Raw genomic sequence first — 25,274 nt, 5'->3', positions numbered from 1 at the left:
CCCGGCTGCTCGCTGCCTGTTCCTCGACGGGACCGGCGGCTGGCGCCTGATCCCCCTCATCAATGCGACGCTAGCGCAGCAGCACCCGCAGGACCAGAGAAATTTGGACGGAACCGGTCAGTTTTCCGGCGGTCCGGCAAGCACCGGAGCTGTGTAGCTGGGTTCGCGCTTTTTGATGGCCTTGATGACCAGGGCCGTCACCGGGACAAACAGGAATTCAACAAGGGTCTTGTACACGAACCCGAAGATCACGTAGTTGATGAAGCCGCCGGCGTCGGTGATGCCGATGACGGGTGCGGCAATGATGCAGAAGATCAGCGTGTCCGCGAATTCGCCTACGCCGGTGGAAGCCATCAGCCGCCCGATCAGCGCGCGTTCCCGGAACTTCTGCTTCATCCGCACCAGGACCCAGGAATTGAGCATCTGACCTGCCACAAAACCGAGCAGGCTGGCCAGGACGATCCGCCAGACGGGTCCCAACGCCATTTCCAGGGCCGCCTGCTTGGACTGGCCGTAATCGTCGTCGAACCCCGGAAGCGCAATGATTACGGCAAAACTCACCACGGCCAGTGCCGCCATGGCAAAACCCGTAAAGATCGCACGGCGGGCTGCCTTGAATCCATAGACCTCGCTGATCACGTCGCCGAGGATGTACGCCACGGGAAAGAGGAAGAAACCTCCGTCCGTCACGATGTTGAAGTCGCCGAAGATCGGCCCGAGCACCACACCCTTGGTAGCGCCGATGTTGGAGATGACGATCACGACGCACATGAGCGTCAGGATGATGTCGTAATGTGAGCTGCCGCGCGCGGCGAAGGCCGGAGCGGGCGCCGTCGCGGCGCCTGTCTGCGTGTGCATCTGGGGTGTTCCGTTTCTTAGTGGTTCGCCGTAGCTGTTGCCGGCTGTATTAGCACTGGGCCCGCTGCACCGGGCTGCCCGAAGGGGCCGCCGTCAATTCTGCCACGTTACGCCCGGCACGTCGTCCGCCCCCGGCGTTTGTCCGCGGTTCCGCCACCCCGCCGCTGCAGCAGGCGCTGCCGCCCTATTCCGCAGCGAGTTGGCTCGGGACCTCAGCCCGCAGGCAGAGGAAGGTGGGAACGAGGGTAGCCGCCAGAAGCAGGACGAACCCGCAGCCGCCCACGACGGCGACGCTGGCCAGTGACAGTACCGGCGCGTCCAAACCCAGGGCGAGCGCAAGAACCACTGCACCGGCCAGAATTGCTGCCGTTCCCAAAACCGCAGCGGTAACGGTGTAAATAAGTGCTTCCCAGATTGCAGCCAGCACCACCAGGGCCGCAGTTGAGCCCGCGGCGCGAATCAGCGCGAACTCCCGCTCCCGGGCATAACCGGACATGAACACCGTTGCCATGGCGCCCACCCCGGCCAGCAGCAGCGGCCCGCCGATCATAAGGATGACCACCCCAACAGACAGTTCCCTCTTCTCGCCCACTGCGGCGCTCAGAGTCGCTGCCGTAGTGAAGATCCCGCCGGACAGGGCCGTGGCCATCATCAGCGGCGTGATGGAAGCAGTGCTCTGTCCCAGGCGGTAACCCGCGGAATTGCACGCCAGATACCAGGAGGCCGACCAGCGCCGGGGAACCAGCGATGTCCAGCCCTTCAGCACCGGCTGAAACACCACGGTTCCCGCGGCCGCCAAAACCGCTGCAAACAGTGGAATCAGCAATAGCGCGCTGCCGGCAATCGTCTCAAATTCGGCCTGCATCAGGCTCACGGAGAATGCCGCTGCGGCACCCGCCAGGACCAGGAGAACCAGGCCCCTCACCCACCCGAAAGGAATCATGGCGGTCTCCGCCGTCCGCAGTGCTTCCAGGGGCGACACCCGCCCTGCCCTGCGGGCGCCGCCGAACCCGCCCGCCAACACCACCAGGCACTGTGCAGCGGCAATCCCGGCCAGTCCCGTTCCGCTGAGATGGACACTGATGTCCTCAGCGAAATTCAGGGGCCTCCACAACCACCCGAAGATCGGCGCGGAGAACACCTTCACCACGGCCCATCCGGTCACGGCTCCCACGGCTCCGGTCACCGCCAGCTGGGCAAGAACGACGGCGGTCACCAGCTCGGGCGCCAATCCTGCCAGCTGCCACACCGCGTAGGTCCACTGCTGCAGTGCCACAGCGAGACCTGTCGCAGAGCTGAGCACGATCAGGGCGGCCGCCGTGGAAAACAGGATGAGGATGGTGCTGGCGCCGGCAAGATCGTATTGAATGCTGCCGCCGTAGTGGTTGCCTGTCTCGATCAGGCCAACGCTGACGGCGCCGATGCCGCCGGTGGCAATGCACACCAGGAGGACGCCCGCCCAGACGCGGGCATGGGTCCACAAATCAGCGACCACCAGCTTGATCATGCGGTAATTCCAGCCTCGGCGACGGCGGAAAAACCTCTGCCGGTGACGGAGCCCGCAGCTCGGCGTGGATGGCGCCGTCCCGAAGGACAAGCACCCGGTCAGCCAGCGCTGCCGCTTCCAGGTCGTGGGTCACCAGGACCACCCCGCGATCCCCGCGGGCGGCTTCGCGCAGCAGCTTGAGAACCGTGGCACCGGTGAGGGTATCCAGGGAACCCGTCGGCTCATCGGCGAAGACGATCTTCGGCTGCAGAGCCAGCACCCGGGCGACCGCCACCCGCTGTCGTTGTCCGCCGGACAACTGGGCCGGGCGGTTTTTGGCCTGCCCGGACAAGCCCACCCGTGCCAGCACGTCCTCCACCGCCTCTGCGCTGAGGCGTTTCTTGGCCAGACGGGCAGGAAGTGCGATGTTTTCCCGCACGTTCAAGGACGGGATGAGGTTGAATGACTGGAAGACAAACCCCACCTCATTCCGCCGGAGGGCAGCAAGCTGCCGGCGGCCAAGACCGGCGAGATCCTCACCCAGCAGGTGTACCCGGCCGCCGTCATATCCCTGCAGACCAGCGAGACAGTAGAGCAGGGTGGATTTCCCGGATCCGCTGGGGCCGACAATGCTGACCATCTCCCCCGGTGCAACGGCTGCCGAAACATGCCGCAGCACGGAGACCGGTTCCCCGCCGCGGCTCGGAGCGGGGAAAGCCTTGACGACCCCCCCGGGCATCCAGCAGCAACTCAGACAAGCAGCGCTCCGCACCGCAGCGAGATGGACATGGAACTCCTGACAGGTAGATGCCAAAGGCGGCCTGCGGACGCAAGCGGCGCCAAAATCGACAGCGTAGCAGGCAGGCTCCGGACACATTTTTGAACGCGTTCAAAAACGTGATGTACTGGCGGACGGACCGGGAGATCTGCGCGCATGGCAGCACGCTTCCCCGCCCGTCACTAAGCCCGCATATAACTGCATCCAGGAGCGTTGATGACCGCAACGGTCAAGAGTGAGCAGACCCGACGGCTGCTGATCGACTCAGCGCTCGCCCTGTTCAAGACACAGGGATATGCAAAAACCACCATGCGCGGCATTGCCGAGGCCGCAGGGGTCTCCGTGGGCAACGCCTACTACTACTTCCGGTCCAAGGATGAGCTGGTGGCTGAGCTGTACCGGTTCCTGCAGGACGAACACCGCAGCCGGGCCCTTCCACTGCTCCGCGACGGACACAGCCTGAGTGAACACCTGCGCCTGGTTCTGCTGGCCAACCTGGACATCTTGGGGCCGTACCACGACTTCGGCGCCCATTTTCTGCGCACTGCCTTGACGCCGCCGTCGTCGGCAGCGGAGGCCAACGGCGGCCGCCACTCCGGCGGAGGCGGGGCGGAAGTGGGCCGCGCCAAGTCGATTGCCCTGTTCCGGCAGGTTGTGACCGTTTCGCGGCCGCAGCCGCCGCTGGCCATCCGCGACGATCTGCCCGAATTGCTGTGGCTGATGCACATGGGGGTAACGCTTTTCTGGATTTATGACCGTTCTCCCGGCCAGCGGCGGTCGCGCAGGCTGGCGCAAAATGTGGCACCGCTGGCAGCGAAGCTCGTTATCCTCTCCCGCCTTCCCGTGGTCCGAAATATCGTTGAGGATGTAGTCCACCTCTTCCAGGGAGCCAGGCGCGATGACTGACAGAAGCGACGACGTCGTAGTTCCCTCCGCAGCCGAACCCGCCGCTCCGCTCTCCCTTCGCCGTGTGGTGAGCGTGCCTTACGTGGTCCCCGGTCCGCTGGCCTCCGCGCTCGGATATGCCGCCGCCTGCGTTGTCCTGGCAACAATTGCCACCGTTGCGGTGGGCTGGGGCGCCTCGCGGGACTTCTGGGGCTATGTGTGGACCGTCATCGTCGCCGCGTTCTATGCCGCCGGCCTCGGCCTGTTCACTCTCCTGCCCGTAGCCCTCGTCCTGGGCTGGTTGCTGCGCCGGGTCCCGAATCAGGGCATCCACCTTCTGGCGTTCTTTCTGGTCCCCCTGCTGCTCGGCTGGATCATCATCGGCCTGACCGTGCACGCGGTGCTGGTTCCCCTGCTGATGGGAACGGCGATCGGCGTGTCCATGGCAGCGGGCCGGGCCCTCATCTGGGGCCTTGTCGACTCATAGTCTTGCTTTCAGCCGTCGGGCTTCCCGGGGCCGGACCGGGGCGCATTTCGCGCTGCGGCCGGCCGGTGGCACCGAAGCCCGTCATGGGTGGAAGATGGAGGCATGTCTGCTAACACACATTCTGCGCAAACGGCTGCCCCGGCCGTTACCTTGACCATTGCCGGTTCCGAAGCCACGGGCGGCGCGGGCGCCCAGGCCGACCTGAAAACCTTCCAGGAGCTCGGCACCTACGGCATTGCCGCACTGACCTGCATTGTCTCGTTTGATCCGAAGGACAACTGGAACCACCGGTTTGTTCCCGTGGATCCCCAGGTCATCAGTGACCAGCTTGAAGCCATCCAGTCCGCGTACGATTTGGACACCGTCAAGCTCGGCATGCTGGGAACACCGGCCACCATCGACACCGTTGCCAAGGCGCTGCAGAGCCAGGAATGGACCAACATAGTCCTGGATCCGGTCCTGATCTGCAAGGGCCAGGAACCGGGTGCAGCGCTGGATACGGATCAGGCGCTCAAAGCCCAAATCCTGCCGCTGGCAACCTTTGTGACACCCAACCACTTTGAGTCCATGTCCCTCTCCGGAATGGATTCCATCGAAACCGTCGAGGACCTGAAGGAAGCCGCCCGGCGCATCCATGAAGCTTCCGGCGCCGTGGTCCTGGCCAAGGGGGGCGTTCGCCTTGAAGGCGACGACGCCGTGGACGTGTTCTACGACGGTGAAACCATGGAGGTCCTGCGGGCACCCAAGGTGGGCGACGTCGCCGTCAGCGGAGCCGGCTGCACGCTTGCCGCCGCCATTACTGCCGAGCTAGGCAAGGGCGCCACTCCCCTGCAGGCCGCAAAAACCGCCAAGGCTTTTGTCACTGAAGGAATCCGCAACCGGGTTTCCTCCAACACGCCGTTTGACGCCCTGTGGCAGGGCAACGCAGGCTCCGGCCCTGCTCTGTAGGTTCACGTAGTTTTGCGGCGGGCCGCTGGTGCCCGGGGCCCTGTTGGGATCCGGCCGGGGCCGCCCGCCGCAAAACGAGGCGGCCCCGGATTGTCGGCGGATGGGACCGGGAGCCCGGGCCCCGTTAGCGACGCAGGATCTTTGCGTACAGCCGGTGCGCGGAAAGCGCTGCCTTGACCGTACGGGAATTCAGCAGGCGCTGGTGCTCGGCCTGAAGAGCTTCGAGCTCACGGTCCCGCTGCACGGCGTACGAGCGGAGCCTGTCCTCTTCGACGTCTGTCTGGGCTGCCACCGCAGACCGGCCATGGAACCCGGCGGCTATCTCCTGTACCGCGGCATGCCAGGGCCCTGCGGCACGCAGCGCACGCGCCGGAGCAAGCTCGTCCACAGCAGCAGATGCATCCTTGCTGCCGGAAAGCACCGCCGCCACTCCGTCCCACCACTGGGCGAACCAGGCCCTCCGGGACGGCTGCAGTTCTTCCAGATGGGCCGAGATTTCCTCCCGGCGCTGCCAGGTCTCTGCCAGTGCTTCGGCCAGCGTGCCGTCGGAGAGCGCCGGCAGGGGAACCACAAAATCCGCCAGGCCCCAGTTGGCCATGACGCCGGCGAGCCTGGCGCCGCTGTAATTGTCTTTGGTCAGCGCCGCCACGGGCACTGCGGAAGAAAGTGCGAAGACGGCGGGGTGGTAGCGCGTTGTAGCTACAAGGGATGCGCCTGCAGTGACCGCCGCGACGTCCCGGGCAGGCAGTACCGGAAGCTGGCGCCGGGGAGAGGACATGCAGGCCGCGATCCGGGCATGCGTCTCCCGGTCACAACTGTCCTCGGTGCCGACACCGAAGTGCGGCAGGAAGACCGTCGCCAGGCCCGTACGGGCATGCAGGGCATCCAGCTGGGCACCCAGGAGTTCATGGAAGTTCTCGGGGTTCCCGGAATGCGGGGCCACGGTGACGGCAACATAGCCGGTTTCCGGGAGATTAAGGCCGGAGGCTTCCTTCCCTGCATCCTTCCCTGCCGTTCCGCCGCCGAAGGCCAGGAACGACGCGTCATCCAGGCCGCTCACGGCTCGTACCCCCAGCCGGCGGCAGAGCTCAGCCGAAGACCGCTCCCTCACTGAGCACAGGTTCGCTGCCTCAAACATGTCTGCCAGGATCCCTGCGTCCACGCCCGTCAGCTGCGGGCCCAGCGTCTGGCCGGATATCACCACGGGCTTCCCCAGGGAGCGGGCAACGGCAACCAGCGCGGCGCGTTCATGCAAAAGCCAGCCATAGCGTGAATTCAGGTTGCCTCCGCCCGCAATGACGACGCCGTCGCACTTCTGCAGCTCAGCGATCAAGGTCAGGGCCGGGTCCCCTGCCGGAAGCGGGGCGGTGCCGGAGAGGTGTTCGCGGATGCTCTTCAGATACGCTTCGCGCTCGGCCGGAGGCCAGGGAAACGGCAGCGTGGCCGCAGCACCGGCCCCAAAGAGGCGCTGTGTCTGTTCCGGATTGCGGGACAGCAGGAGGACCTCGAACCCGCGGGCCAGGAGCTCATCCGCAGCGGCGTGGCCCATGGCTTCATCGCCCGCGTGGTACAAATCCTGGCCAAGATCGGCAAGGACTGCAATCTTTGCAGTCATGATGTCCGCCGTAACTGCAGCGCATCCCGGACCACCGAGACGGCAGCTTTCCCCCTGGAGAAAACACTGCTCAGGCTGGTCCGGTGCTTGACCGTGTCTTCCACGCGCTGCAGGGCCTGGGTCAGTTCCTCCTGCATCCGGTCCATTCGCCGCTGGTTTTGAAGCAGCAGCTCTTCCTGCTGCGCCATCAGGGAGCTGAGCTGGAGCATGAAGCCCAATCCGCCCTTGGCCAGGTCCTCCCGGAGGTAGTTGTCCCGGACCATGCGGTCAAAGTGGCGATGCTCCTCCGCCTTCTCAAAAATGCTGTTGGCGTCGGCACCGGAGGCAGTGGGCCGCTGGCACCAGAACGCCAGCGGTTCGCCGTCGAGAAAACCGACGGGGTGCATCGCGAGGACACGGAGGTTGAATTCCCAATCCCCGCACACCGCCAGGTTTTCGTTGTAATATCCCACTTCTTCATGAAGTGAACGCCGGTAGAGGAAGGAAATAGGCACCGCGCGATTAATGCGCAGCTGCTCCCCGAGCGAAATCCGGTTGAAAGCCGGCCAACAAGGTTCGGAACGGGTTTCGACGATATCGTCGCCGACCACTTCCTCAAATCGGACGTTCGTCCGAACAACAACTCCGGCATCGAACGAATTTTCAAGGTGCCGGACGGTGCGCTGCAGGAATTCCGGATGCCACAGGTCGTCGTCGTCGTGGATGGCGATGTAAGCGGAATCACAGCTGCGGATGCCGGCATTGGAGGCTGCTTCCATGCCGGTGCTCTGCTCACGGTGGAGGATGTTGATCCGCTGCCGGACCTCCGGGGGCAATTCGGCAACCACTCCGTCAACCTCGTCGGCGTCGCCCCCGTCATTGACCACGACTACGGAGAAGCCGCCGTACGTCTGGCCGAAAATGTCCTGCAGAGCCCTTCTCAGGAACAGCGGCCGATCCTTGGTCCTAACGATTACTGCTACGTGCGATGGTTCGTGCGATGCCACTTGGCTCCCATAGTTCGGCTCCACTTCAGCCACTACGATATACCGGCCGGCCGAGGGCGGCACTCCGGGGAAAATTGGATCCGTTCATACTGTTGACATTCGATAAGAGACAAACAAAGGTACAAGCAAGGCCCAATTTGTTTCCTGACCGAAAAAATCGTGGACCTGATTCAGCTCCGTCTTTACGTCACTACGTCATTGCTAGGTCTCGGTCGGTGGACTAGAAATCAAACAGATTTCAATTCCGGCTCCGGCGGACCCTTAATAAGGAGAAGTATGAAGCATCCAAACCATCGGAGATCAGGAAAGGCCGCGCTGGCAACAGTTGCCGGCCTTGCTCTGGTCTCCAGTATGTGGACCCCGGCCGCGGCCGTTGAGGGGAACACTCAGGGGGAACCGACGGCCAAGGGCCTTGCCCGTGTGACGCCGGAACTTAAGGTCTCCAGCGACTTGTTGGCCAAGCAAGGTCAGGTCTCCGTATTTGTTCAGTTCACCGGCAAGGGTGCCTTTGAGCAGACCCAGCCGCAGGAAGTCCGCGACGGACTTGCAGCACCGCTGAACAAGACAGCCGAGGTCCAGCAGATCCGGGCCTCCATCGAGGCGCAGGCCGACGATGTTGCGGCGCAGGCGTCGTCCAGCATTATTTACACCACCACCAACACCATTCCGGGCGTAGCCATTAACGGTGATGCCGAAGCGATTCGGGCACTGGCAGCTCGCGGTGACGTCGCTAAGATCACCGGCATTGTCCCCAAGACGTTCGACAACAAGGGCGGGGACATTGATGTCCGGGCCCTGGACTCCTGGGTTCAGCGCGACCAGACCGGTGAGGGCGTCACCATCGCCGTCCTGGATACCGGCCTCGACTATACCCACTCCGATTTCGGCGGCCCCGGGACCATGGAAGCCTTCGCGCAGGCCCAGGCATCCGAGACCATTCCGGCCGCGGATTCGGGACTTTACGATCCGGCGAAGTTCGCCGGCGGCTGGGATCTGGTGGGTGACGATTACAACGCCGATCCCTCGGTCCCCGAGCTGTACAACCCCATCCCCAAGCCGGATGCCAACCCGCTGGACTGCCAGAGCCACGGTTCGCACGTGGCCGGTACCGCGGCCGGCTACGGCACCAACGCCGACGGCAGCACCTTCCGGGGCGACTACTCAGCCCTGACCGCCAAGGACGTCAACGGAATGGGCATTGGCCCGGGCACCGCGCCCATGGCCAAGCTTGTCAGCGTCCGCGTCTTCGGCTGCGAGGGTTCCTCGGAAGTTGTTGGCCAGGCACTGGACTATGTTCTTGACCCGAACGGCGACGGCAACTTCGATGACCGCGCCCAGGTAGTCAACATGTCCCTCGGCTCTTCTTTCCCGGCCTATGACGATCCGGAAAACGACATCGTCAATGCCCTCACCGCGCAGGGCATCCTGTCCGTTGTCTCCTCGGGCAACTCAGGCGACATCTACGACATCGGTGGATCCCCGGGCAGCGCTGAGACAGCCCTGACTGTGGCCAACAGCGTTGGTTCCCAGACCACTCTTGATGCCGCGGAGGTTCTCGAACCGACGTCGCAGAAGAAGTCCGGAACTGCGTCCGGCCAGTACACCGCGAACTACAACTACGCCACCGCATCAGATGAAGCACTGACCGGCACCGTTGTTATGGGTCCGGCCGGAGACAACTCCGACGGTTGCGCCACGCTTGAGCCTGCAGGCGCCAACAAGGGCAAGTGGGTTTGGCTGACTTGGGATGACAACTCCAGCACCCGCGAGTGCGGATCCGGAGTCCGGTGGAACAACGCCGCAGCGGCCGGTTACGCCGGTGTCATCATTGACTCCACCCTCAACGGTTTCGACGCCGGCATTGCCGGAAACGCAACCATCCCGGGCATGCAGGTCACCGCGAATTCCGCGAAGGAACTGCGTCCCGCCGCTGAGGCCGGTACTCTTCAGGTCCGCCTGAACAAGGACCTGCTGGGCACCGTGACCGGCGAGTCCGGTGCACTGGATACCCTGAACGCCAGCTCCTCGCGCGGCATCCACGGTTCCAACGGCGTCGTCAAGCCTGACGTTGCCGCTCCGGGCACCCAGATCAAGTCCGCTCAGGTGGGCACGGGCACCGGGTCCTCCATCAAGAGCGGAACCTCCATGGCGGCACCAAACGTCGCCGGACTCTCCGCCCTCGTCATCGCCGAGACCGACTACAACCCGTATGAGGTCAAGTCGATCATCATGAACACCGCCACCCATGACCTGCTGACTGCTGACGGTGTTGTCTATGCACCCAACCGCACCGGTTCAGGCCGCGTGGACGCGTTGGATGCACTGAACACGAAGGTCCTGGCCTACGATTCCGAGCAGCCCGGACTCACCTCGGTGAACTTCGGCGTCCTGGAACTCGGGTCCACGCCCATCGAGCTCACCCGTTCCGTGACGGTCGAGAACAAGAGCGACAAGGTGCTGACCTACTCGGCCGAATACCTTGCCGCAACGCAGATCCCCGGCGTCACCATCACCGCCGGCGGACAGGTCACCGTACCTGCCAACGGCAAGGCAACGGTTCCCGTCACGCTGAGCATCAAGGATCCCGCAGCGCTGGCCAAGACGATCGACCCCGCCGCAGAGAAGACCCAGGGCGACATTCCGCGCCAGTACGTGGCGGAAGCCTCGGGCCGTCTGCAGCTGACGAGCGACGCCGCCGGAACCCTCCGGGTGCCGGTCTACTCTGCTCCGAAGCCGACGTCCGACATGCAGGCCAGCTCCAAGATCACCTTTGCTGATTCTGCTGCCGGCACTGCCGCAGTAACCTTCAACGGCCGCGACCTTAATCAGGGCGAGGGCACCGAAGCGTACACCTCGCTGGTAACGCCGCTGGTACTGGGTGAAGAGAGCGCACGCCGGGACAACCTGGCTCTGCAGTCCCTCTACTCACTGGACCTGCGCAATGTGGGAGCCGCTTCCACCGTTCCCGCACTGACCGCCGCCAAGGGAGACCTGGCGGAGTCCGTCCTGAATATCGGTGTGAGCACGTGGGAGAACTGGGCCTCGCTGAACAGCAACAGCCAGATCTCCGTTGAGCTGGACACCAACAACGACGGCGCTGCCGATTTCCTGGTGAACACCGGCTCTGCTGACGGAATCGATCTGTCCGTGTTCTCGCTCTACCCGGTTGTCAACGGCACACCGGCTGTGAAGCCGCTGGGCACCTTCCCGGTCAACGGGGTTGTCGGAGATACAGATACCAACAACTTCGACACCAACGTGGTCACCCTGCCGATCCCCGCCGCTGCGCTTGGACTGGACCTCTCCAAGTCCGCTCCGATGCAGTACCGGGTCTCCACGTACAACGCCTTCAGCGTGAACGCGGACGGCGCACAGGTTCCCGTTGATGAAACCGCCTGGATCGGATTCAACGTCACCGAACCGGCCATGTGGTTCCAGGGAGCTCCCGGCTCCGAAGGCGCCAACGTGTTCGTAGACGAGAACGCCTCCCTCCTGGCGGTCAACCGCCAGGCCTCCACCACCAGCGGCAAGGCCCTGTTCCTGCACCACCACAACGCCGAAGGCGTCAAGGATCAGGTGTCTCCTGTTGAGGTGGGCGCCCTGCGCTTCACCGACGTCGCCGGTACCAAGTTCGAGAACGAAATCAACTGGATGGCAGATCAGGGACTGACCACGGGTTACTCGGACGGCACCTACCGCCCGCTTGGCTCGATCAACCGTGATGCCATGGCGGCGTTCCTCTACCGCCTGGCCGGATCCCCGTCGTACAACGCGCCGGCAAAGTCCCCGTTCACTGACGTAGCTACGAACAACCAGTTCTACAAGGAAATCTCCTGGCTCGCTGAGACGGGTGTTTCCACCGGCTACCCGGACGGTTCTTTCCGCCCGCTGGCGCCGGTCAAGCGTGATGCGATGGCTGCGTTCATGAACCGCTTCGCCGGCGAGCAGTGCTCCGTCGGGGATGCCTCGGAATACAAAGCCCCGGCTGCAGCTTCCTTCACCGACGTTGCCACGAACAACCTCTTCCACAAGGAAATCTCGTGGATGAAGGACTCGGGCGTTTCCACAGGTTGGTCGGACAACTCGTTCCGTCCGCTGGAGGATGTCTCGCGTGAAGCCATGGCGGCGTTCATCAACCGCTTGGACGGTTACACCACCGACAACGGCGGTAACTGCAAGTAGTCACCAACAGGTAGAAAGACAGCGGGCCCGGGAGATTCTCCCGGGCCCGCTGTTTTACTGTTCCCGGCGCCTCAGCGCCCGCTGTTTACTTTCCCCGGCGCTTCACGTGAAGCAGCGTCACTTCAGCAGCTTGGACATCCGGCGGTCAGCCAGTAGTTTTCCGCCGGTTTGGCAGTGCGGACAGTACTGAAGGGAGGAATCGGCAAAGGACACTTCCCGGACCGTATCCTCGCAGACGGGACACGGCTCACCGGTGCGTGCGTGGACCCGCAGTGCCCGGCGCTTGGAGTCCTTCAGCTGGGCGGCTGGGCGCCCCGCAGCATTGGCAATGGCAGATTCCAAGGTGCCCTCCATCGCCTCGTACAGCCGCTGGACCTCGTCGGGCTGAAGCCGGGCAGCATTGGCGAACGGTGAGAGGTGTGCAGCGTGCAGGATTTCGTCGCTGTAGGCGTTCCCGATGCCGGCAATCACCGATTGGTCCCGCAGCAGCCCCTTGATTTGGCCCCGGTGCGAGGCGACCAGCGCAGCAAAAGTGTCATAGTCGACGTCGAACGCCTCCGGCCCCAGCCTCGCGATGCCCGGAACCTCCTGCAGGTCCTCCACCAGGTAGACGGCCAGGGATTTCTTGGTTCCGGCCTCGGTTAGGTCGAATCCCGGCTCAGCCCCGCCGTCGTCGTCTGGGGAAGCAGCAAAGCGGACCCGCAGCGCCATGGGCCCCTTGCCTGGCCGCAGCCGCCCCGGCTTCAGCGCATCGGACCAGCGCAGCCAGCCCGCTTTGGCCAGGTGCATCACCAGATGGACACCGCCGGCGGTGATGATCAGGAACTTGCCCCGGCGCCGGACAGCCGTCACCGGCGCACCGGTGAGGGCGCTCAGCGGAACTCCTGCCGTCTTCAGGACGGAGAAGGAGAGGACCTCCACATCGGAAATCACAGCAGGCGAAGCATCGGCCTCAATCAACTTGGTCCGCAGGAAATCGGCGAGTCCCTGCACCTCGGGCATCTCTGGCATGCCTACACCCTAAACGGTCTGTGCCGGTGCATACAGGCCGCGGTGACCGGCGCCGGAAGTTCACCCGGAGCCGGGCCAAGCCTTAGGAGGCGAGCCGCTCATCCTTGCCGCGGCCGGATCCGCTGCGGACGGCGTCGTACTGTTCAACACCGGGCTGCTCAACACCGGGCCGGCTGATCTCATCCCACACCGCGTCCAGGGAGAGCCCGAGGACCCCGGCGATGGCAGCGACTGTGGGGAAAGCAGGCGTGGCCACGCGGCCGGACTCTATCTTTCGCAGGGTCTCCGGGGAAACATGTGCCTGCAGCGCAATATCCAGCATGGTGCGTTCGCCCCGGGCTCGGCGCAGCAGGGCGCCAAGACGCTGTCCGCGCTCGACTTCTCCGGGTGTAAGAGGCAGTCTGACCATGAGCACTATCCTACCGGGATAATATGGCCGGTATAGTTATTGGACATCTCGAAAGGCACCGCATGATCGAAATCCTGAATCCCGCCGAAATTGCCAAGGCACGCGTCACGGGCGCGCTGGTTGCAGACATTCTTCAATCGCTGAAGAGCCGCGCCGTGGTTGGCACGAATCTTCTGGACATTGACCGGTGGGCGGCGGCCATGATCACGGAAGCCGGAGCTGAGTCCTGTTACGTGGACTATGAACCGTCCTTTGGACGCGGACCTTTTGGGCATTACATCTGCACCTCGGTCAACGACGCGGTGCTGCACGGCCTCCCGCACAACTACACGCTTGCCGACGGCGACCTGGTGAGCCTGGATCTCGCCGTGCTCAAAGCCGGTATCGCTGCCGACTCGGCCATCAGTTTCATCGTGGGCGACGCCAAGCCTCCGCAGAGCGTGAAAATGATCAGGACCACCGAGCGTGCCCTGGCCGCCGGCATCGCCGCAGCCCGGCCCGGTGCGCGCATCGGCGATCTGTCCGACGCCATCGGCTCGGTCCTGAGCGACGCGGGATTCCCGGTCAACACGCAGTTCGGCGGTCACGGCATCGGATCAACCATGCACCAGGACCCGCACGTTCCCAATGCCGGCAGGCCCGGCCGCGGTTACAAGCTGCGCCCCGGGCTGCTGCTCGCGCTGGAGCCGTGGGTCATGGCCGACACCGATGAACTCACGACCGACGACGACGGGTGGACGCTGCGAAGCGCAACGGGCTGCCGCAGCGCGCACAGCGAGCACACGATCGCCATTACCGACGACGGCGCGGAGATCCTTACGCTGCCGTCCCGGCGTTCCTAGGGGATCCCTAGTCTGCCGAGTGCGCCTGAAGGAACGAATACACCTCGGTTTCATCCACGCCGGGAAAGGCTCCCGGCGGCAGGGCTGCCAGCAGATGCGAATGGGCCCGGGCACTGGGCCAGGCAAAACCGGACCATTCCGAGGACAGCGCGCCCGGAGGCGTGCGGCAGCAGTCCGGGTCCGGGCAGCGTGACTTGGAACGAGCGGTGGTGTCGCGGCCGCGGAACCATTTCACGTGCGCGTAGGGAACGCCGATGCTGAGGGAGAACAGCCCGCCGGAGCTGCGTTCGGTGCGCGCGGTGCACCAGTAGGTCCCGGCCGGGGTATCGGTGTACTGGTTGAATGCACTGAATTGGTCCGGCACGGAGAAGACCTCCCGCGACGTCCAGTACCGGCAGATTGGCTGGCCCTCAATGGCACCGGTGTGATCGGCGGGGAACGTGACGCCGTCGTTCTCGTAGGCCTTGTAGACAATGCCGCTCTCGTGCACCTTCTGGAAGTGGGTAGGGATGCCCAGGTGCTCCGTGGCGAGGTTGGTGAACCGGTGCGCCGCGGTCTCGTAGGATACGGCGAAGGCATCGCGGATGTCCTCCACGGCAATCTCCTTGGCCGCCTTGGCCCGCTGCAGGAACTCCACGGTGGCCTTCCGCGGCAGCAGCAGTGCCGCAGCAAAGTAGTTTGTGGCCACCCGCTGGCCGAGGAACTCCCCGTAGCTGCTGGGCGTCCGGTGCTGGAGCACATAGTGGCCCAGCGCCTGCAGCAACACCGAGCGCGGATCGTGGTCCGAACGCTGGGACTGCGTGAGATAGATCCGCCGGTTCTTCAAATCGGTGACGGACCGGGTGGAGTGCGGCAGGTCATTCACGTGATGCAGGCTGAATCCCAGGTGCGCGGCAATATCAGCGATCACGTGCTGGGACAGCGGCCCGGACGTGTGCCCCACCGAGTCCAGCACCTTCTGGGCCTCGGCCTCGTATTCGGGAAAGTAGTTGTTGCGCTCCCGCATCATCTTCCGCAGTTCGCCGTTGGCCCGGCGTGCCTCCTCCGGTGTGGCCACCTGCTCGTTGAGCCGGCGCTCCAGCTCCGACTGCAGTCCCACCAGTGACTCGAGGACGTCGATGGGAGTCCGCGAGCTGATCCGGACCTTCGGCAGGCCCAGGGAGGAATACAGCGGCCCGCGCTGGGCCCGTTCCAACTCAATCTCCAGGGCAGCACGCCGGCTCGGAGGCTCCGCACCCAGCAGCGAATCGATGCTGACATCCAGGGCGGCGGCCAGCGCCTGCATCATGCCCAGTTTCGGTTCACGCTTGCCGTTCTCGATGAGCGACAACTGTGAGGCCACGGTTCCGACGGCGGCGCCCAGGTCGTCGAGCGTCATCCCCTTGGCTTTGCGCAGGTGCCGAACCCGCCTGCCGAGGCTGATCACATCCAAAGTGCGCTCCGCTTCAGACCCGGGAGCGGAGGTTCGGGCTGCCGGAACGGGCCGGTTCCATGTTGTGTCGGTCACAAATTCACAATATGCGAAGAACTGCGTTTCTTGCCAGGGAAAAGTCCTAGAAAGGGGGTTGTTATTGCCGCAGAGTGGGTTGCACAGAGGAAATCACCGGTTCTCATGGCCGGAGAAGCAGCACCACTTCAAGGAGACGTTGGTCATGACCCAGGAACAGCACACCGCACCCACCGCCGAGCAGCTCGCCTCCGAGTGGGCCAGTGATCCCCGCTGGGCCGGTATCGAGCGCGACTACACCGCCGACGACGTCGTTCGCCTCCGCGGCCGCTTCCAGGAAGAGCACACGCTGGCACGCCGCGGTTCTGAGAAGCTCTGGGACCAGCTCCGCAACGCCGGCGACGAGGGTTACACCAACGCTCTGGGCGCCCTGACCGGCAACCAGGCCGTGCAGCAGGTCAAGGCCGGCCTCAAGGCCATCTACCTCTCCGGCTGGCAGGTGGCAGCCGACGCCAACAATTCCGGCCACACCTACCCGGACCAGTCCCTCTACCCGGCAAACTCGGTTCCCACCGTGGTCCGCCGCATCAACAACGCCCTGCTGCGTGCCGATCAGATTGAGTTCGCCGAAGGCATCCAGAGCGTGGAGGACTACATGGTCCCCATCGTGGCCGACGCCGAAGCCGGCTTTGGCGGCCCGCTGAACGCCTACGAGCTGATGAAGTCCATGATCCAGGCGGGCGCAGCAGGTGTTCACTGGGAAGACCAGCTCGCCTCGGAGAAGAAGTGCGGCCACCTCGGCGGCAAGGTCCTGATCCCCACGGGCCAGCACGTCCGCACGCTGAACGCCGCCCGGCTGGCAGCAGATGTTGCCGGCACGCCAACCGTCGTCATTGCCCGCACCGACGCCGAGGCTGCCACCCTGATCACGTCCGACGTCGATGAGCGTGACCAGGAGTTCATCACAGGCGAGCGCACCCCGGAAGGCTTCTACAAGGTCCGCAACGGCATTGAGCCCTGCATCGCCCGCGCCAAGGCCTACGCCCCGTATTCCGACCTCATCTGGATGGAGACCGGCACCCCGGACCTGGAGCTGGCCCGGAAGTTCGCAGAATCCGTCCGCTCAGAGTTCCCCGACCAGATGCTGGCGTACAACTGCTCGCCGTCCTTCAACTGGAAGAAGCACCTGGACGATGACACGATCGCCCGGTTCCAGCGCGAACTCGGCGCCATGGGCTTCAAGTTCCAGTTCATTACCCTGGCCGGCTTCCACGCCCTGAACTACTCCATGTTCGACCTGGCCCACGGCTACGCCCGCAACGGAATGAGCGCCTACGTGGAACTCCAGGAGAAGGAGTTCGCTTCCGAATCCCGCGGCTACACCGCCACCAAGCATCAGCGCGAGGTCGGCACCGGATACTTCGACGCCATTGCCACCGCGCTGAACCCGACCGGAAGCACCCTGGCCCTGGCCGGCTCCACCGAGTCCGCCCAGTTCCACTAACCCACCACCCTGAGCCCCCATCCTCCACCCTCACCTCCCCTCCCCCCGCTCATCCCCCGCTTCCCCCACCCCGCCCCGCGAGATGGCAGAAACTGCTCTTCCCAGGGCTGGTACGTGCAGTTTCTGCCATCTCGGCGGATGTGCAGAAGCAAATTCCCCCATCTTGAAGACCCGAAGGAGAACGCCATGAATGACCCCATCACGCTGAACGGTATTTCCCTCACCGCTCCCGCTGTGCGGCGCCAGGAGGAAATCCTCACCCCGCAGGCGTTGGACTTCGTCAAGGCGCTGCACCGGGCCACGGCCACGCGCCGGCAGGAACTGCTGCAGCAGCGCCAGACCCGCCGCCGGCAGATCTCCAACGGCGCGGACCCCGCATTCCTGGCCGAGACGCGCTCCATCCGCGAGGACGACTCCTGGCGGGTTGCCCCTCCGGCACCCGGGCTGGAAGACCGCCGGGTGGAAATCACCGGGCCGGTTGACCGCAAGATGGCCGTCAACGCCCTGAACTCCGGCGCAAAGGTGTGGCTGGCGGACATGGAGGACTCCTCCACGCCGTCGTGGTCCAACGTCATCAACGGACAGCTGAACCTGCGCGATGTCCTGGACCGCCGGATCGACTTCACCTCCCCGGAGGGCAAGGACTACAAGCTGACCGGCTCCTCGCTGACCGACCTGCCCACCATCGTGGTCCGCCCCCGCGGCTGGCATCTGCCGGAAAAGCACATGCTCATTGACAACACCCCGATTGCCGGCGGCATCGTCGACTTTGGCCTGTACTTCTTCCACAACGCCCACCGCTTGATTTCGCAGGGCCGGGGGCCCTACTTCTACCTGCCGAAGATTGAGAACCACCTCGAGGCACGCCTGTGGAATGACATCTTTGTCCTGGCACAGGATCTGATGGGCATTCCGCAGGGCACCATCCGCGCCACAGTCCTGATCGAAACCATTACCGCCGCGTTTGAAATGGAGGAAATCCTCTACGAACTGCGGGACCACGCCGCCGGCCTGAATGCCGGACGCTGGGATTACATCTTCTCCGTCATCAAGAACTTCCGGACCCGCGGCCCCCGGTTTGTGCTGCCTGACCGCAACATGGTCACCATGACCGCGCCCTTCATGCGCTCCTACACCGAGCAGCTGGTGCGTGCCTGCCACCGCCGCGGCGCCCACGCAATCGGCGGCATGGCGGCCTTCATTCCGAACCGCAAAGATGCCGCAGTGAACGACGTCGCCATGGAAAAGGTGCGTGCCGACAAGACCCGCGAGGCCGGAGACGGCTTTGACGGTTCCTGGGTAGCCCACCCGGACCTGGTTCCGGTGGCCATGGAGGTGTTCGACGGCGTCCTCGGCGAGCGCCCGAACCAGCTGGAGCGCACCCGTGAGGACGTGGCGCCCAGCGACAAGGCACTGCTGGACATTGCCTCCACGCCGGGCGTCATCACCGAGGAGGGCATCCGCAGCAACATTGAGGTGGGCATCCGCTACATCGAGTCCTGGCTGCGCGGCAACGGTGCAGCCGCCATTAACAACCTGATGGAGGACGCAGCCACCGCCGAGATCTCCCGCTCACAGATCTGGCAGTGGATCCATTGCTCCGCCGTCACCGACGAGGGCGAGATCATCACGCACCGCTGGGTGGAGGAACTCCTCGAGGAAGAGTTCAACAACCTGCAGCGCTTCGACGGTGACCGCTTCGACGATGCCCGGGCGCTCTTCGAGGAAGTGGCCTGCGGCGAGGAATTCCCGACCTTCCTGACGGTTCCGGCCTACGCCCGGTTCCTGCACGAAGCGCGGGAACTGGCTGCGGCCTAAGCAAGGACCGGAACCGTTCCCGGAGTGTTGGCGCACTCCGGGAATGGCTTCCGGTCCTTTCCGCGTTGCACCGGATATGAAGATTGATATTTGGTCCGACATTGCCTGCCCCTGGTGCTACATCGGCAAGCGCCGCTTTGAATCCGCCCTCGCCGGCTTCCCCCACCGGGATGAGGTGGAGGTCCGCTGGCGCAGCTACCAGCTGGACCCGTCCCTGCCCGAACACTTTGACGGCACCGAGGTCGAGTATCTGAGCGAGCGCAAGGGCATCGATCCCGCGCAGCTCGCCGGCATGCTGGAGCAGGTCACCGCACAGGCCGCCGGTGAGGGCCTGCACTACGACTACGACTCCCTGGTGGTTGCCAACAGTTTCTCCGCGCACCGCCTGATCCACCTCGCACGCGCCGAGGGCGGCAACAAGGCCGCCGACGCCGTCAAGGAGGCGCTGCTGTCCGCCCACTTTGAGAAGGGCCGGGACATCGGTGCCGCGGATACCCTTGCAGAGATTGGCGCCGGGGCAGGCCTCGATCCGGAACGGATCCGCGCCGTGCTGGCCACCGACGAATTCGCCGACGCCGTCAAAGCCGACATTGCGCAGGCCCAGTCGCTGGGAATCAGCGGAGTGCCGTTCTTTGTCCTCGACAACAAGTACGGGATCTCCGGTGCACAGCCCGCCGAACTCTTCACTTCGGCCCTGGAACAGGCCTGGCAGGAAGCCCACCCGCTGGTGAACCTGACTCCGGTGCCGGCATCCGGTTCGGCGGACGGTCCGGCGGACGGTCCGGCCTGCGGCCCGGACGGCTGCTAGGGGCGGTCCCCGAGGGGGCGTCCGGGGCCGCACCCTCCGGCGTCGCCCCCTTCACCGGCGTAACCCTTCACCGGCGTAATATGGATAGGCCGACTATTCGGCCTATCCCCCCAATCTCCAAGGTGCGTTCTCTTTGAAGTCCTCCTTTACCCAGGCGCTGGCCCGCGGCCTGAATATCAGGCACATCCGCTTCATGGCGCTCGGTTCTGCCATCGGCACGGGCCTGTTCTACGGGTCTGCCTCGGCCATCCAGTCAGCCGGTCCGGCGGTGCTGCTGGCCTACATGATCGGCGGCGCGGCTGTGTTCTTGGTCATGCGCGCGCTCGGGGAGATGGCGGTGCGGCATCCGGTCTCCGGTTCCTTTGGCCAGTACGCGAGCCGCTACCTCGGCCCGTTCGCAGGATTCATCACGGGCTGGACGTTCGCCTTTGAGATGGCCATCGTCGCCATTGCCGATGTCACCGCGCTCGGTATCTACATGGGGTTCTGGTTCCCCGAGGTGGCGCGATGGATCTGGATCCTGGCCGCCGTCCTGCTGATTTCGGCACTGAACCTGATGAAGGTGAAGGTCTTTGGCGAGACCGAGTTCTGGCTGTCCATCATTAAGGTCAGCGCCATCATCGCCATGATTGTGGGCGGCGCGGCAATCGTGGTGTTCGGCTTCGGCCTGCCGGACACGGCAAACCCGGGGCTGGAGACCATGCTGGGCTCCGGCGGGTTCTTCGCCAACGGCTTCTGGGGCCTGCTGGCCTCCTTCTCCATTGTGATGTTCGCCTTTGGCGGGATCGAAACCGTGGGCATCACTGCCGGCGAGGCCGAGAACCCCAAGAAAGCCATCCCCGCCGCGGTCAACACCGTGCCGGTGCGCATCCTGCTCTTCTACGTCTGCGCCCTGGGCGTGCTGATGATGATTTTCCCGTGGCAGGACATCAACGGCGAAACCAGCCCGTTTGTGCAGATCTTCGATTCCCTGGGCATTCCCGCGGCCGCCCACATCCTGAACGCCGTCGTCATCACCGCTGCCCTCTCGGCCATCAACTCGGACATTTTTGGTGCCGGGCGCATGCTCTACGGACTCGCGCAGCAGGGCCAGGCGCCGTCGTCGTTCTCGAAAATCTCCCGGCACGGCGTGCCGTGGATGACCGTGGCCACCATGGGCGTGGTGCTGCTGGCCGGCGTGGTGCTGAACGCTCTGCTGCCTGAATCCCTGTTCACGATCATTGCCTCGATCGCCACGTTCGCCACCGTGTGGGTGTGGCTGATGATCCTGCTCTCCCACATCGCGATGAAGCGGGACATTAAGCGCCGCGGCCTGCCGGCTTCCGAATTCGGCACCCCGTTCTGGCCCTTTGCCTCCTACGCCGCCCTGGCGTTCATGGCGTTCATCGTGGTGCTGCTGGGCATCATGCCGGACACCCGCGTGGCCCTGGTGGTGGGCGCGGCCTGGATTGTCCTGCTGTTCGCGGCCTACCGCCTGTGGGTGCGCGGAAACGGCCGGGTCCGCGCCGAACTGGCCGACGAAACCGTGGACAGCCGGACGGCTGCGCACGCCGACAGGTAGGTCACCGGCGCTCGGCGGTCCGGCTGCCAGCTGCCGGCGGTGAGCGCAGCGCCAGCACGACGACGGCGGCTCCCACTCCGGCGAACACCGCTTCCAGCGGCTGGAATTCCACGAAGGCGATCTCCCACGCTTCCAGCCCGATCAATGCCGTTCCGGCGGCGGCCGACACCAGCCGGGCGGCCCGGTGGCGGCGCAGCTGCAGCAGCCCCGCCACCAGGAAACCGCCTCCGCACCCGGCGGCAAGAAGCAGACCGGGAGCCCGCCAGTCGGAGAACGGCGTGCGGCGCAGGACCGACGGATCAGCGTGCAGGAACGCTCCGTCCGGGCGCACGGCCAGAAGGATGCCCCCGCCGAGCGCCGCAGCCGCCGTGCCGAACTCCAAGCTCAGCAAGGCACGTTCCTCCCAGGAATGCGTTGATGTCATGAACCCGAGTATTCGCACCGCGAGTCCCTGCGTCCAGCGTTCCGGCATCCTTTCGGAGCTTGCCCCCAGGAGCCCGGCCCAGCCCAAGCAGCGGGTCCCACTCAGGTGACAACTTTTGCTTGACTGTCGTCATAAGTCTCCCTAGATTGAGAGTGCCGTAGGTCACAGGGCACCACAATCGTACTCAACGAGGAGCAGAGCAGTGACATTCTCCCTTCAGCTGTACACCGTCCGCAGGGAGCTTGAGGCCGACCTTCCGGGGACACTCAAGCAGCTCGCAGCCATTGGCTTCCGCGAGGTGGAACCCTACAACTTCCATGTCAACGCGGAGGAGCTGGCGGCGGCCCTGAAGGAGAACAACCTCAGCGCCCCGTCAGGCCATGCACCCCTGCTGCGCAGCGACCAGGACGCCATCTTCGAAGCCGCCCGGCTGCTGGGCATTGGCACGGTGATTGATCCGCATGTTCCGGAGGAACAGTGGACCTCGGAGGAAGACATCGCCGCTACGGCCGCTGCCCTGAACGCAGCGGCGGAAAAGGGTGCTTCACTCGGCGTCCGCGTGGGATACCACAACCACTGGTGGGAATTGCAGACGCTCCCCGACGGCCGGACCGGCCTGGACGTACTGGCCGAACACCTGAGCCCCGACGTGGTGCTGGAGGTGGACACCTACTGGGCGGCCGTGGGCGGCCAGGACCCGGTGGAATTGCTGGAACGGCTCGGCGACCGGGTCCGGTTCATCCATATCAAGGACGGCCCGGCAACCTCCAACCCCGCGGACCAGGTGGCCGTGGGGAGCGGGACCCTGCCGATCTGGAACATCGTCGATGCCGCATCCGCACTGGAAAGCGGCGTCGTGGAACTGGATGACCACGCCGGGAACATGATGGACGCAGTCGCAGCAAGCTTCGAGTACCTCAACGCAGGAAGGCCGTCATGACCAAGCGGGGACCGGTCGGCGTCGGAATCATCGGCGCCGGTGTCATCAGCAAGGAATACCTCACCAACCTCACGTCCTTTCCGGACATCGCCGTGCACATTGTGGCGGACCTGTTTCCTGAGGCCGCCGCGGAACGCGCCCGGGAATTCGGTATCGCAGAATCCGGCAGCGTGGACGCCGCCCTGAACCATCCCGATGTCGAGATCATCGTGAACCTGACCGTGCCGTCCGCACATGTGGAAGTCGCCACGGCGGCGGTCGCGGCGGGGAAACACGTCTGGAGCGAAAAGCCGTTCTCGCTGGACCGCGAGTCGGGCCTGGGGCTGCTCAAAGCTGCCGACGCCGCCGGTGTCCGCCTCGGCTGCGCACCGGACACGTTCCTGGGCGCCGGACTGCAGACTGCCCGCCGGATGATTGAAAACGGGGACATCGGCACCCCGCTCACGGCCCTGACCCTGATGCAGTCCCCCGGGCCGGAGTCCTGGCACCCCAATCCCGCGTTCCTGTTCCAGGAGGGCGCCGGACCGCTGTTCGACATTGGCCCCTATTACCTGACCGCCCTGGTCCAGACGTTCGGCTCCATCCGCAAGGTGGGTGCCTTCGGCTCCCGCTCCCGGGAACTGCGCACCATCGGTTCAGGGCCGCGCGCCGGGGAGACGTTCCCCGTCACCGTCCCCACGCATGTCAGCGCCATCGCCCAGTTTGAGGGCGGCGAGTCCTCCCAGAGCATCTTCAGTTTCGACTCGCCCTACCGGCGGCCAGGCCTGGTGGAAGTCACCGGAACGGACGCCACCATTGCCTTCCCCGACCCCAACACCTTTGACGGCAACGTCATGATCTGCGCGGCCGGCGCTGATGACTGGACCACCGTCCCGTCCGTCGGTGCCACCACCACGCGGGGCAGCGGCGTCTTGGAAATGGCCCGTGCGCTGAGGGAGGAGCGCCCGCACCGGGCGCAGGGTGAACTGGCCTACCACGTGCTGGATGCAATGGCCTCCATCACGGAGTCCGTGGAAACCGGAAACTTCGTTTCTGTGGAGAGCTCGGCGGCACGGGTGCCTGCCCTGCCAGAAGACTGGGATCCCACGGCCGCCACTCTGGACTAATACGCGGGCAACGCACGGCACGCCGGCGTCTCCCCGGCCGGTTATCCGGCGGGAGGCGCCGGCGTTGCCGATTCCCAGGGGCAGCTCATGGGCCCGGGGACAGCTGCAGAAATCTTTTCCGCCGGCACCAGCTCGGTGTAACCGGAGCCCAGCACGACGTCGACGGTGCCGTCAGCGCGGTCGTCCTGGATGTATTCCGTTCCGGGAATCTGCTGCTGCAGGGTGAAGGCAGCGGCTTCCCCTTCCGGGCCGGAGACAATAATGGCCGTCATTCCCTCACGGTTCACGGAACTGTTCCCCACGGTTCCGGCCTGGAACCCGCGGGCCGCGAGGGCCTCGGAGACCTGCGAGGCGAGTCCCGCCGTCGCCGTCGTGTTGTAAACATTGACCGTGATGCTGTCCGGTGCCTGATAGGAGAAGGGCCCTGCGGGGCATTCCGTTGACGCCGCGGGCGCCGGCTCCGGCTCGGAAAGTACGATCCACCCCTGCAGGACAGCCGCAGCGAAGAGCGCAGCCGCCAGGAGCACAGCGGCCAGCAGGCCAATGACGATCCGGTGCCGCAGCCGTCTCCGCCGGCGCAGCTGCGCGGCAGCGTCAGCTGCGGGATCAAACACAGCCCCCAGATCGTCTTCGGTGACGATCCGGTGGCCGTGCCACTCGGTGGGGTCGTTCCTCGCTGCCCTGTTCCGGTGCTGCGCGCCGGAGGGCTCGTCAGTCATCGATCACCAGGACGCGCGCATGCAGGATGGTCCGCTGATGCAGCGCCGTCCTCACGGCCCGGTGCAGCCCGTCTTCCAAGTACATGGTGTCCTTCCATTGCACAACATGCGGAAACAGATCGCCGAAAAAGGTGGAGTCCTCGGCCAGCAGCGCGCCGAGGTCCAGAGTGCTCTTGGTGGTGACCAGCTCATCGAGCCGGACCTGCCGGGGAGGTACCGCTGCCCAGTCCTTGGGTGTCACGTATCCATGGTCAGGGTAAGGGCGTCCGTCGCCAACAGCTTTGAAGATCACTCATACAGAGTATGGAAGATCGGCGGCCTTTGAAACAGCGTGCCCCGGCGGGGCGCCGTGCATTCCGCTACATTACGGGCGCCAAAGGGTTCTTTTTCGGTGATTCGTGCTCTCACCAGCATCAATGCGAAGCTACGCCCCGCACCTGCGGTTTTTCGCCGCGGCTGC

At 64.8% G+C, this 25,274-nt stretch carries 22 protein-coding genes; 11 read left to right on the top strand and 11 right to left on the bottom strand.

Features of this window, described 5'->3' with window-relative positions:
• Positions 1 to 117: 117 nt before the first annotated feature.
• The 3 genes from ACIQXM_RS16585 to ACIQXM_RS16575 all read right to left on the bottom strand — a co-directional run bounded on the left by ACIQXM_RS16585 (position 118) and on the right by ACIQXM_RS16575 (position 3,083).
• A complete protein-coding gene (locus ACIQXM_RS16585; RefSeq protein ID WP_400933446.1) occupies positions 118 to 858 on the bottom strand; it encodes a queuosine precursor transporter in 741 nt (246 codons plus the stop codon).
• Between the two features lie 184 nt (positions 859 to 1,042).
• Positions 1,043 to 2,365 carry an ABC transporter permease gene (locus ACIQXM_RS16580; protein WP_400933444.1) on the bottom strand — a complete coding sequence of 441 codons (1,323 nt, stop codon included), beginning with the start codon at positions 2,363 to 2,365 and terminating at the stop codon, positions 1,043 to 1,045.
• Complete coding sequence (locus tag ACIQXM_RS16575; RefSeq protein ID WP_400933442.1) at positions 2,343 to 3,083, bottom strand: ABC transporter ATP-binding protein; 741 nt, start codon at positions 3,081 to 3,083, stop codon at positions 2,343 to 2,345. Before ACIQXM_RS16575 ends, ACIQXM_RS16580 begins: the two co-directional genes overlap by 23 nt.
• Before the next feature lie 255 nt (positions 3,084 to 3,338).
• Between ACIQXM_RS16575 and ACIQXM_RS16570 the strand changes: the two genes are divergently transcribed.
• The 3 genes from ACIQXM_RS16570 (at position 3,339) to thiD (ending at position 5,442) form a co-directional block, all read left to right on the top strand.
• Entirely contained in the window at positions 3,339 to 4,028 is a 690-nt protein-coding gene (locus tag ACIQXM_RS16570) for a TetR family transcriptional regulator (RefSeq protein ID WP_400933440.1), read from the top strand.
• Entirely contained in the window at positions 4,021 to 4,494 is a 474-nt protein-coding gene (locus ACIQXM_RS16565) for a hypothetical protein (RefSeq protein ID WP_400933438.1), read from the top strand. Before ACIQXM_RS16570 ends, ACIQXM_RS16565 begins: the two co-directional genes overlap by 8 nt.
• A gap of 102 nt (positions 4,495 to 4,596) precedes the next feature.
• Complete coding sequence (gene thiD / locus ACIQXM_RS16560) at positions 4,597 to 5,442, top strand: bifunctional hydroxymethylpyrimidine kinase/phosphomethylpyrimidine kinase (RefSeq protein WP_400933436.1); 846 nt, start codon at positions 4,597 to 4,599, stop codon at positions 5,440 to 5,442.
• 124 nt (positions 5,443 to 5,566) lie between these two features.
• On the opposite strand, the gene ACIQXM_RS16555 is transcribed toward thiD, so the two are convergent.
• Positions 5,567 to 7,057, bottom strand: a complete 1,491-nt coding sequence (locus ACIQXM_RS16555; RefSeq protein ID WP_400933435.1) for a polysaccharide pyruvyl transferase family protein — start codon at positions 7,055 to 7,057, stop codon at positions 5,567 to 5,569.
• Positions 7,054 to 8,043 (bottom strand): glycosyltransferase family 2 protein, encoded by a 990-nt coding sequence (locus ACIQXM_RS16550; RefSeq protein ID WP_400933433.1) that lies wholly within the window; start codon positions 8,041 to 8,043, stop codon positions 7,054 to 7,056. The genes ACIQXM_RS16555 and ACIQXM_RS16550 overlap by 4 nt, the downstream gene beginning before the upstream one ends.
• Before the next feature lie 276 nt (positions 8,044 to 8,319).
• Here ACIQXM_RS16550 and ACIQXM_RS16545 point away from each other — a divergent pair, with 276 nt between their 5' ends.
• Positions 8,320 to 12,225, top strand: a complete 3,906-nt coding sequence (locus tag ACIQXM_RS16545; protein WP_400933431.1) for a S8 family serine peptidase — start codon at positions 8,320 to 8,322, stop codon at positions 12,223 to 12,225.
• Positions 12,226 to 12,342: 117 nt separating this feature from the next.
• On the opposite strand, the gene ACIQXM_RS16540 is transcribed toward ACIQXM_RS16545, so the two are convergent.
• Positions 12,343 to 13,236: an Fpg/Nei family DNA glycosylase gene (locus ACIQXM_RS16540; protein ID WP_400933429.1), complete on the bottom strand. Its 894-nt coding sequence runs from the start codon at positions 13,234 to 13,236 to the stop codon at positions 12,343 to 12,345.
• Positions 13,237 to 13,318: 82 nt separating this feature from the next.
• On the bottom strand, positions 13,319 to 13,645 hold the full coding sequence (locus ACIQXM_RS16535) for a helix-turn-helix domain-containing protein (protein WP_400933427.1): 327 nt from the start codon (positions 13,643 to 13,645) through the stop codon (positions 13,319 to 13,321).
• A 62-nt stretch (positions 13,646 to 13,707) separates the two neighbouring features.
• On the opposite strand from ACIQXM_RS16535, the gene map reads away from it, so the two are divergent.
• On the top strand, positions 13,708 to 14,487 hold the full coding sequence (gene map, locus ACIQXM_RS16530) for a type I methionyl aminopeptidase (RefSeq protein ID WP_400933425.1): 780 nt from the start codon (positions 13,708 to 13,710) through the stop codon (positions 14,485 to 14,487).
• 7 nt (positions 14,488 to 14,494) lie between these two features.
• Here map and ACIQXM_RS16525 read toward each other — a convergent pair whose 3' ends face one another.
• Positions 14,495 to 15,994, bottom strand: a complete 1,500-nt coding sequence (locus ACIQXM_RS16525) for a helix-turn-helix domain-containing protein (protein ID WP_400933424.1) — start codon at positions 15,992 to 15,994, stop codon at positions 14,495 to 14,497.
• Between the two features lie 145 nt (positions 15,995 to 16,139).
• Here ACIQXM_RS16525 and aceA point away from each other — a divergent pair, with 145 nt between their 5' ends.
• The 4 genes from aceA to ACIQXM_RS16505 all read left to right on the top strand — a co-directional run bounded on the left by aceA (position 16,140) and on the right by ACIQXM_RS16505 (position 21,625).
• Positions 16,140 to 17,438, top strand: a complete 1,299-nt coding sequence (gene aceA, locus ACIQXM_RS16520) for an isocitrate lyase (RefSeq protein WP_400933422.1) — start codon at positions 16,140 to 16,142, stop codon at positions 17,436 to 17,438.
• A gap of 186 nt (positions 17,439 to 17,624) precedes the next feature.
• A complete protein-coding gene (gene aceB, locus ACIQXM_RS16515) occupies positions 17,625 to 19,256 on the top strand; it encodes a malate synthase A (RefSeq protein ID WP_400933420.1) in 1,632 nt (543 codons plus the stop codon).
• Between the two features lie 76 nt (positions 19,257 to 19,332).
• Entirely contained in the window at positions 19,333 to 20,064 is a 732-nt protein-coding gene (locus tag ACIQXM_RS16510) for a DsbA family protein (protein ID WP_400933418.1), read from the top strand.
• 193 nt (positions 20,065 to 20,257) lie between these two features.
• On the top strand, positions 20,258 to 21,625 hold the full coding sequence (locus ACIQXM_RS16505; RefSeq protein WP_400933603.1) for an amino acid permease: 1,368 nt from the start codon (positions 20,258 to 20,260) through the stop codon (positions 21,623 to 21,625).
• Between the two features lies 1 nt (position 21,626).
• Here ACIQXM_RS16505 and ACIQXM_RS16500 read toward each other — a convergent pair whose 3' ends face one another.
• Entirely contained in the window at positions 21,627 to 22,016 is a 390-nt protein-coding gene (locus ACIQXM_RS16500) for a hypothetical protein (protein WP_400933416.1), read from the bottom strand.
• Positions 22,017 to 22,251: 235 nt separating this feature from the next.
• Here ACIQXM_RS16500 and ACIQXM_RS16495 point away from each other — a divergent pair, with 235 nt between their 5' ends.
• Both ACIQXM_RS16495 and ACIQXM_RS16490 read left to right on the top strand, forming a co-directional pair.
• A complete protein-coding gene (locus ACIQXM_RS16495) occupies positions 22,252 to 22,989 on the top strand; it encodes a sugar phosphate isomerase/epimerase family protein (RefSeq protein ID WP_400933414.1) in 738 nt (245 codons plus the stop codon).
• A complete protein-coding gene (locus tag ACIQXM_RS16490; protein ID WP_400933412.1) occupies positions 22,986 to 24,095 on the top strand; it encodes a Gfo/Idh/MocA family protein in 1,110 nt (369 codons plus the stop codon). The genes ACIQXM_RS16495 and ACIQXM_RS16490 overlap by 4 nt, the downstream gene beginning before the upstream one ends.
• 41 nt (positions 24,096 to 24,136) lie before the next feature.
• On the opposite strand, the gene ACIQXM_RS16485 is transcribed toward ACIQXM_RS16490, so the two are convergent.
• On the bottom strand, positions 24,137 to 24,814 hold the full coding sequence (locus ACIQXM_RS16485; protein ID WP_400933410.1) for a LytR C-terminal domain-containing protein: 678 nt from the start codon (positions 24,812 to 24,814) through the stop codon (positions 24,137 to 24,139).
• The gene (locus tag ACIQXM_RS16480; RefSeq protein WP_227892491.1) at positions 24,807 to 25,106 is read right to left on the bottom strand and encodes a type II toxin-antitoxin system VapB family antitoxin; all 300 of its coding nucleotides are present in this window, start codon (positions 25,104 to 25,106) and stop codon (positions 24,807 to 24,809) included. Before ACIQXM_RS16480 ends, ACIQXM_RS16485 begins: the two co-directional genes overlap by 8 nt.
• Between the last annotated feature and the right edge of the window lie 168 nt (positions 25,107 to 25,274).

The organism is Arthrobacter sp. NPDC097144, from assembly GCF_044762205.1.
Taxonomy (GTDB): Bacteria; Actinomycetota; Actinomycetes; order Actinomycetales; family Micrococcaceae; genus Arthrobacter_B.
The sequence above is the reverse complement of the archived record's forward strand: the minus strand, read 5'-3'. Positions and strand labels throughout refer to the sequence as shown.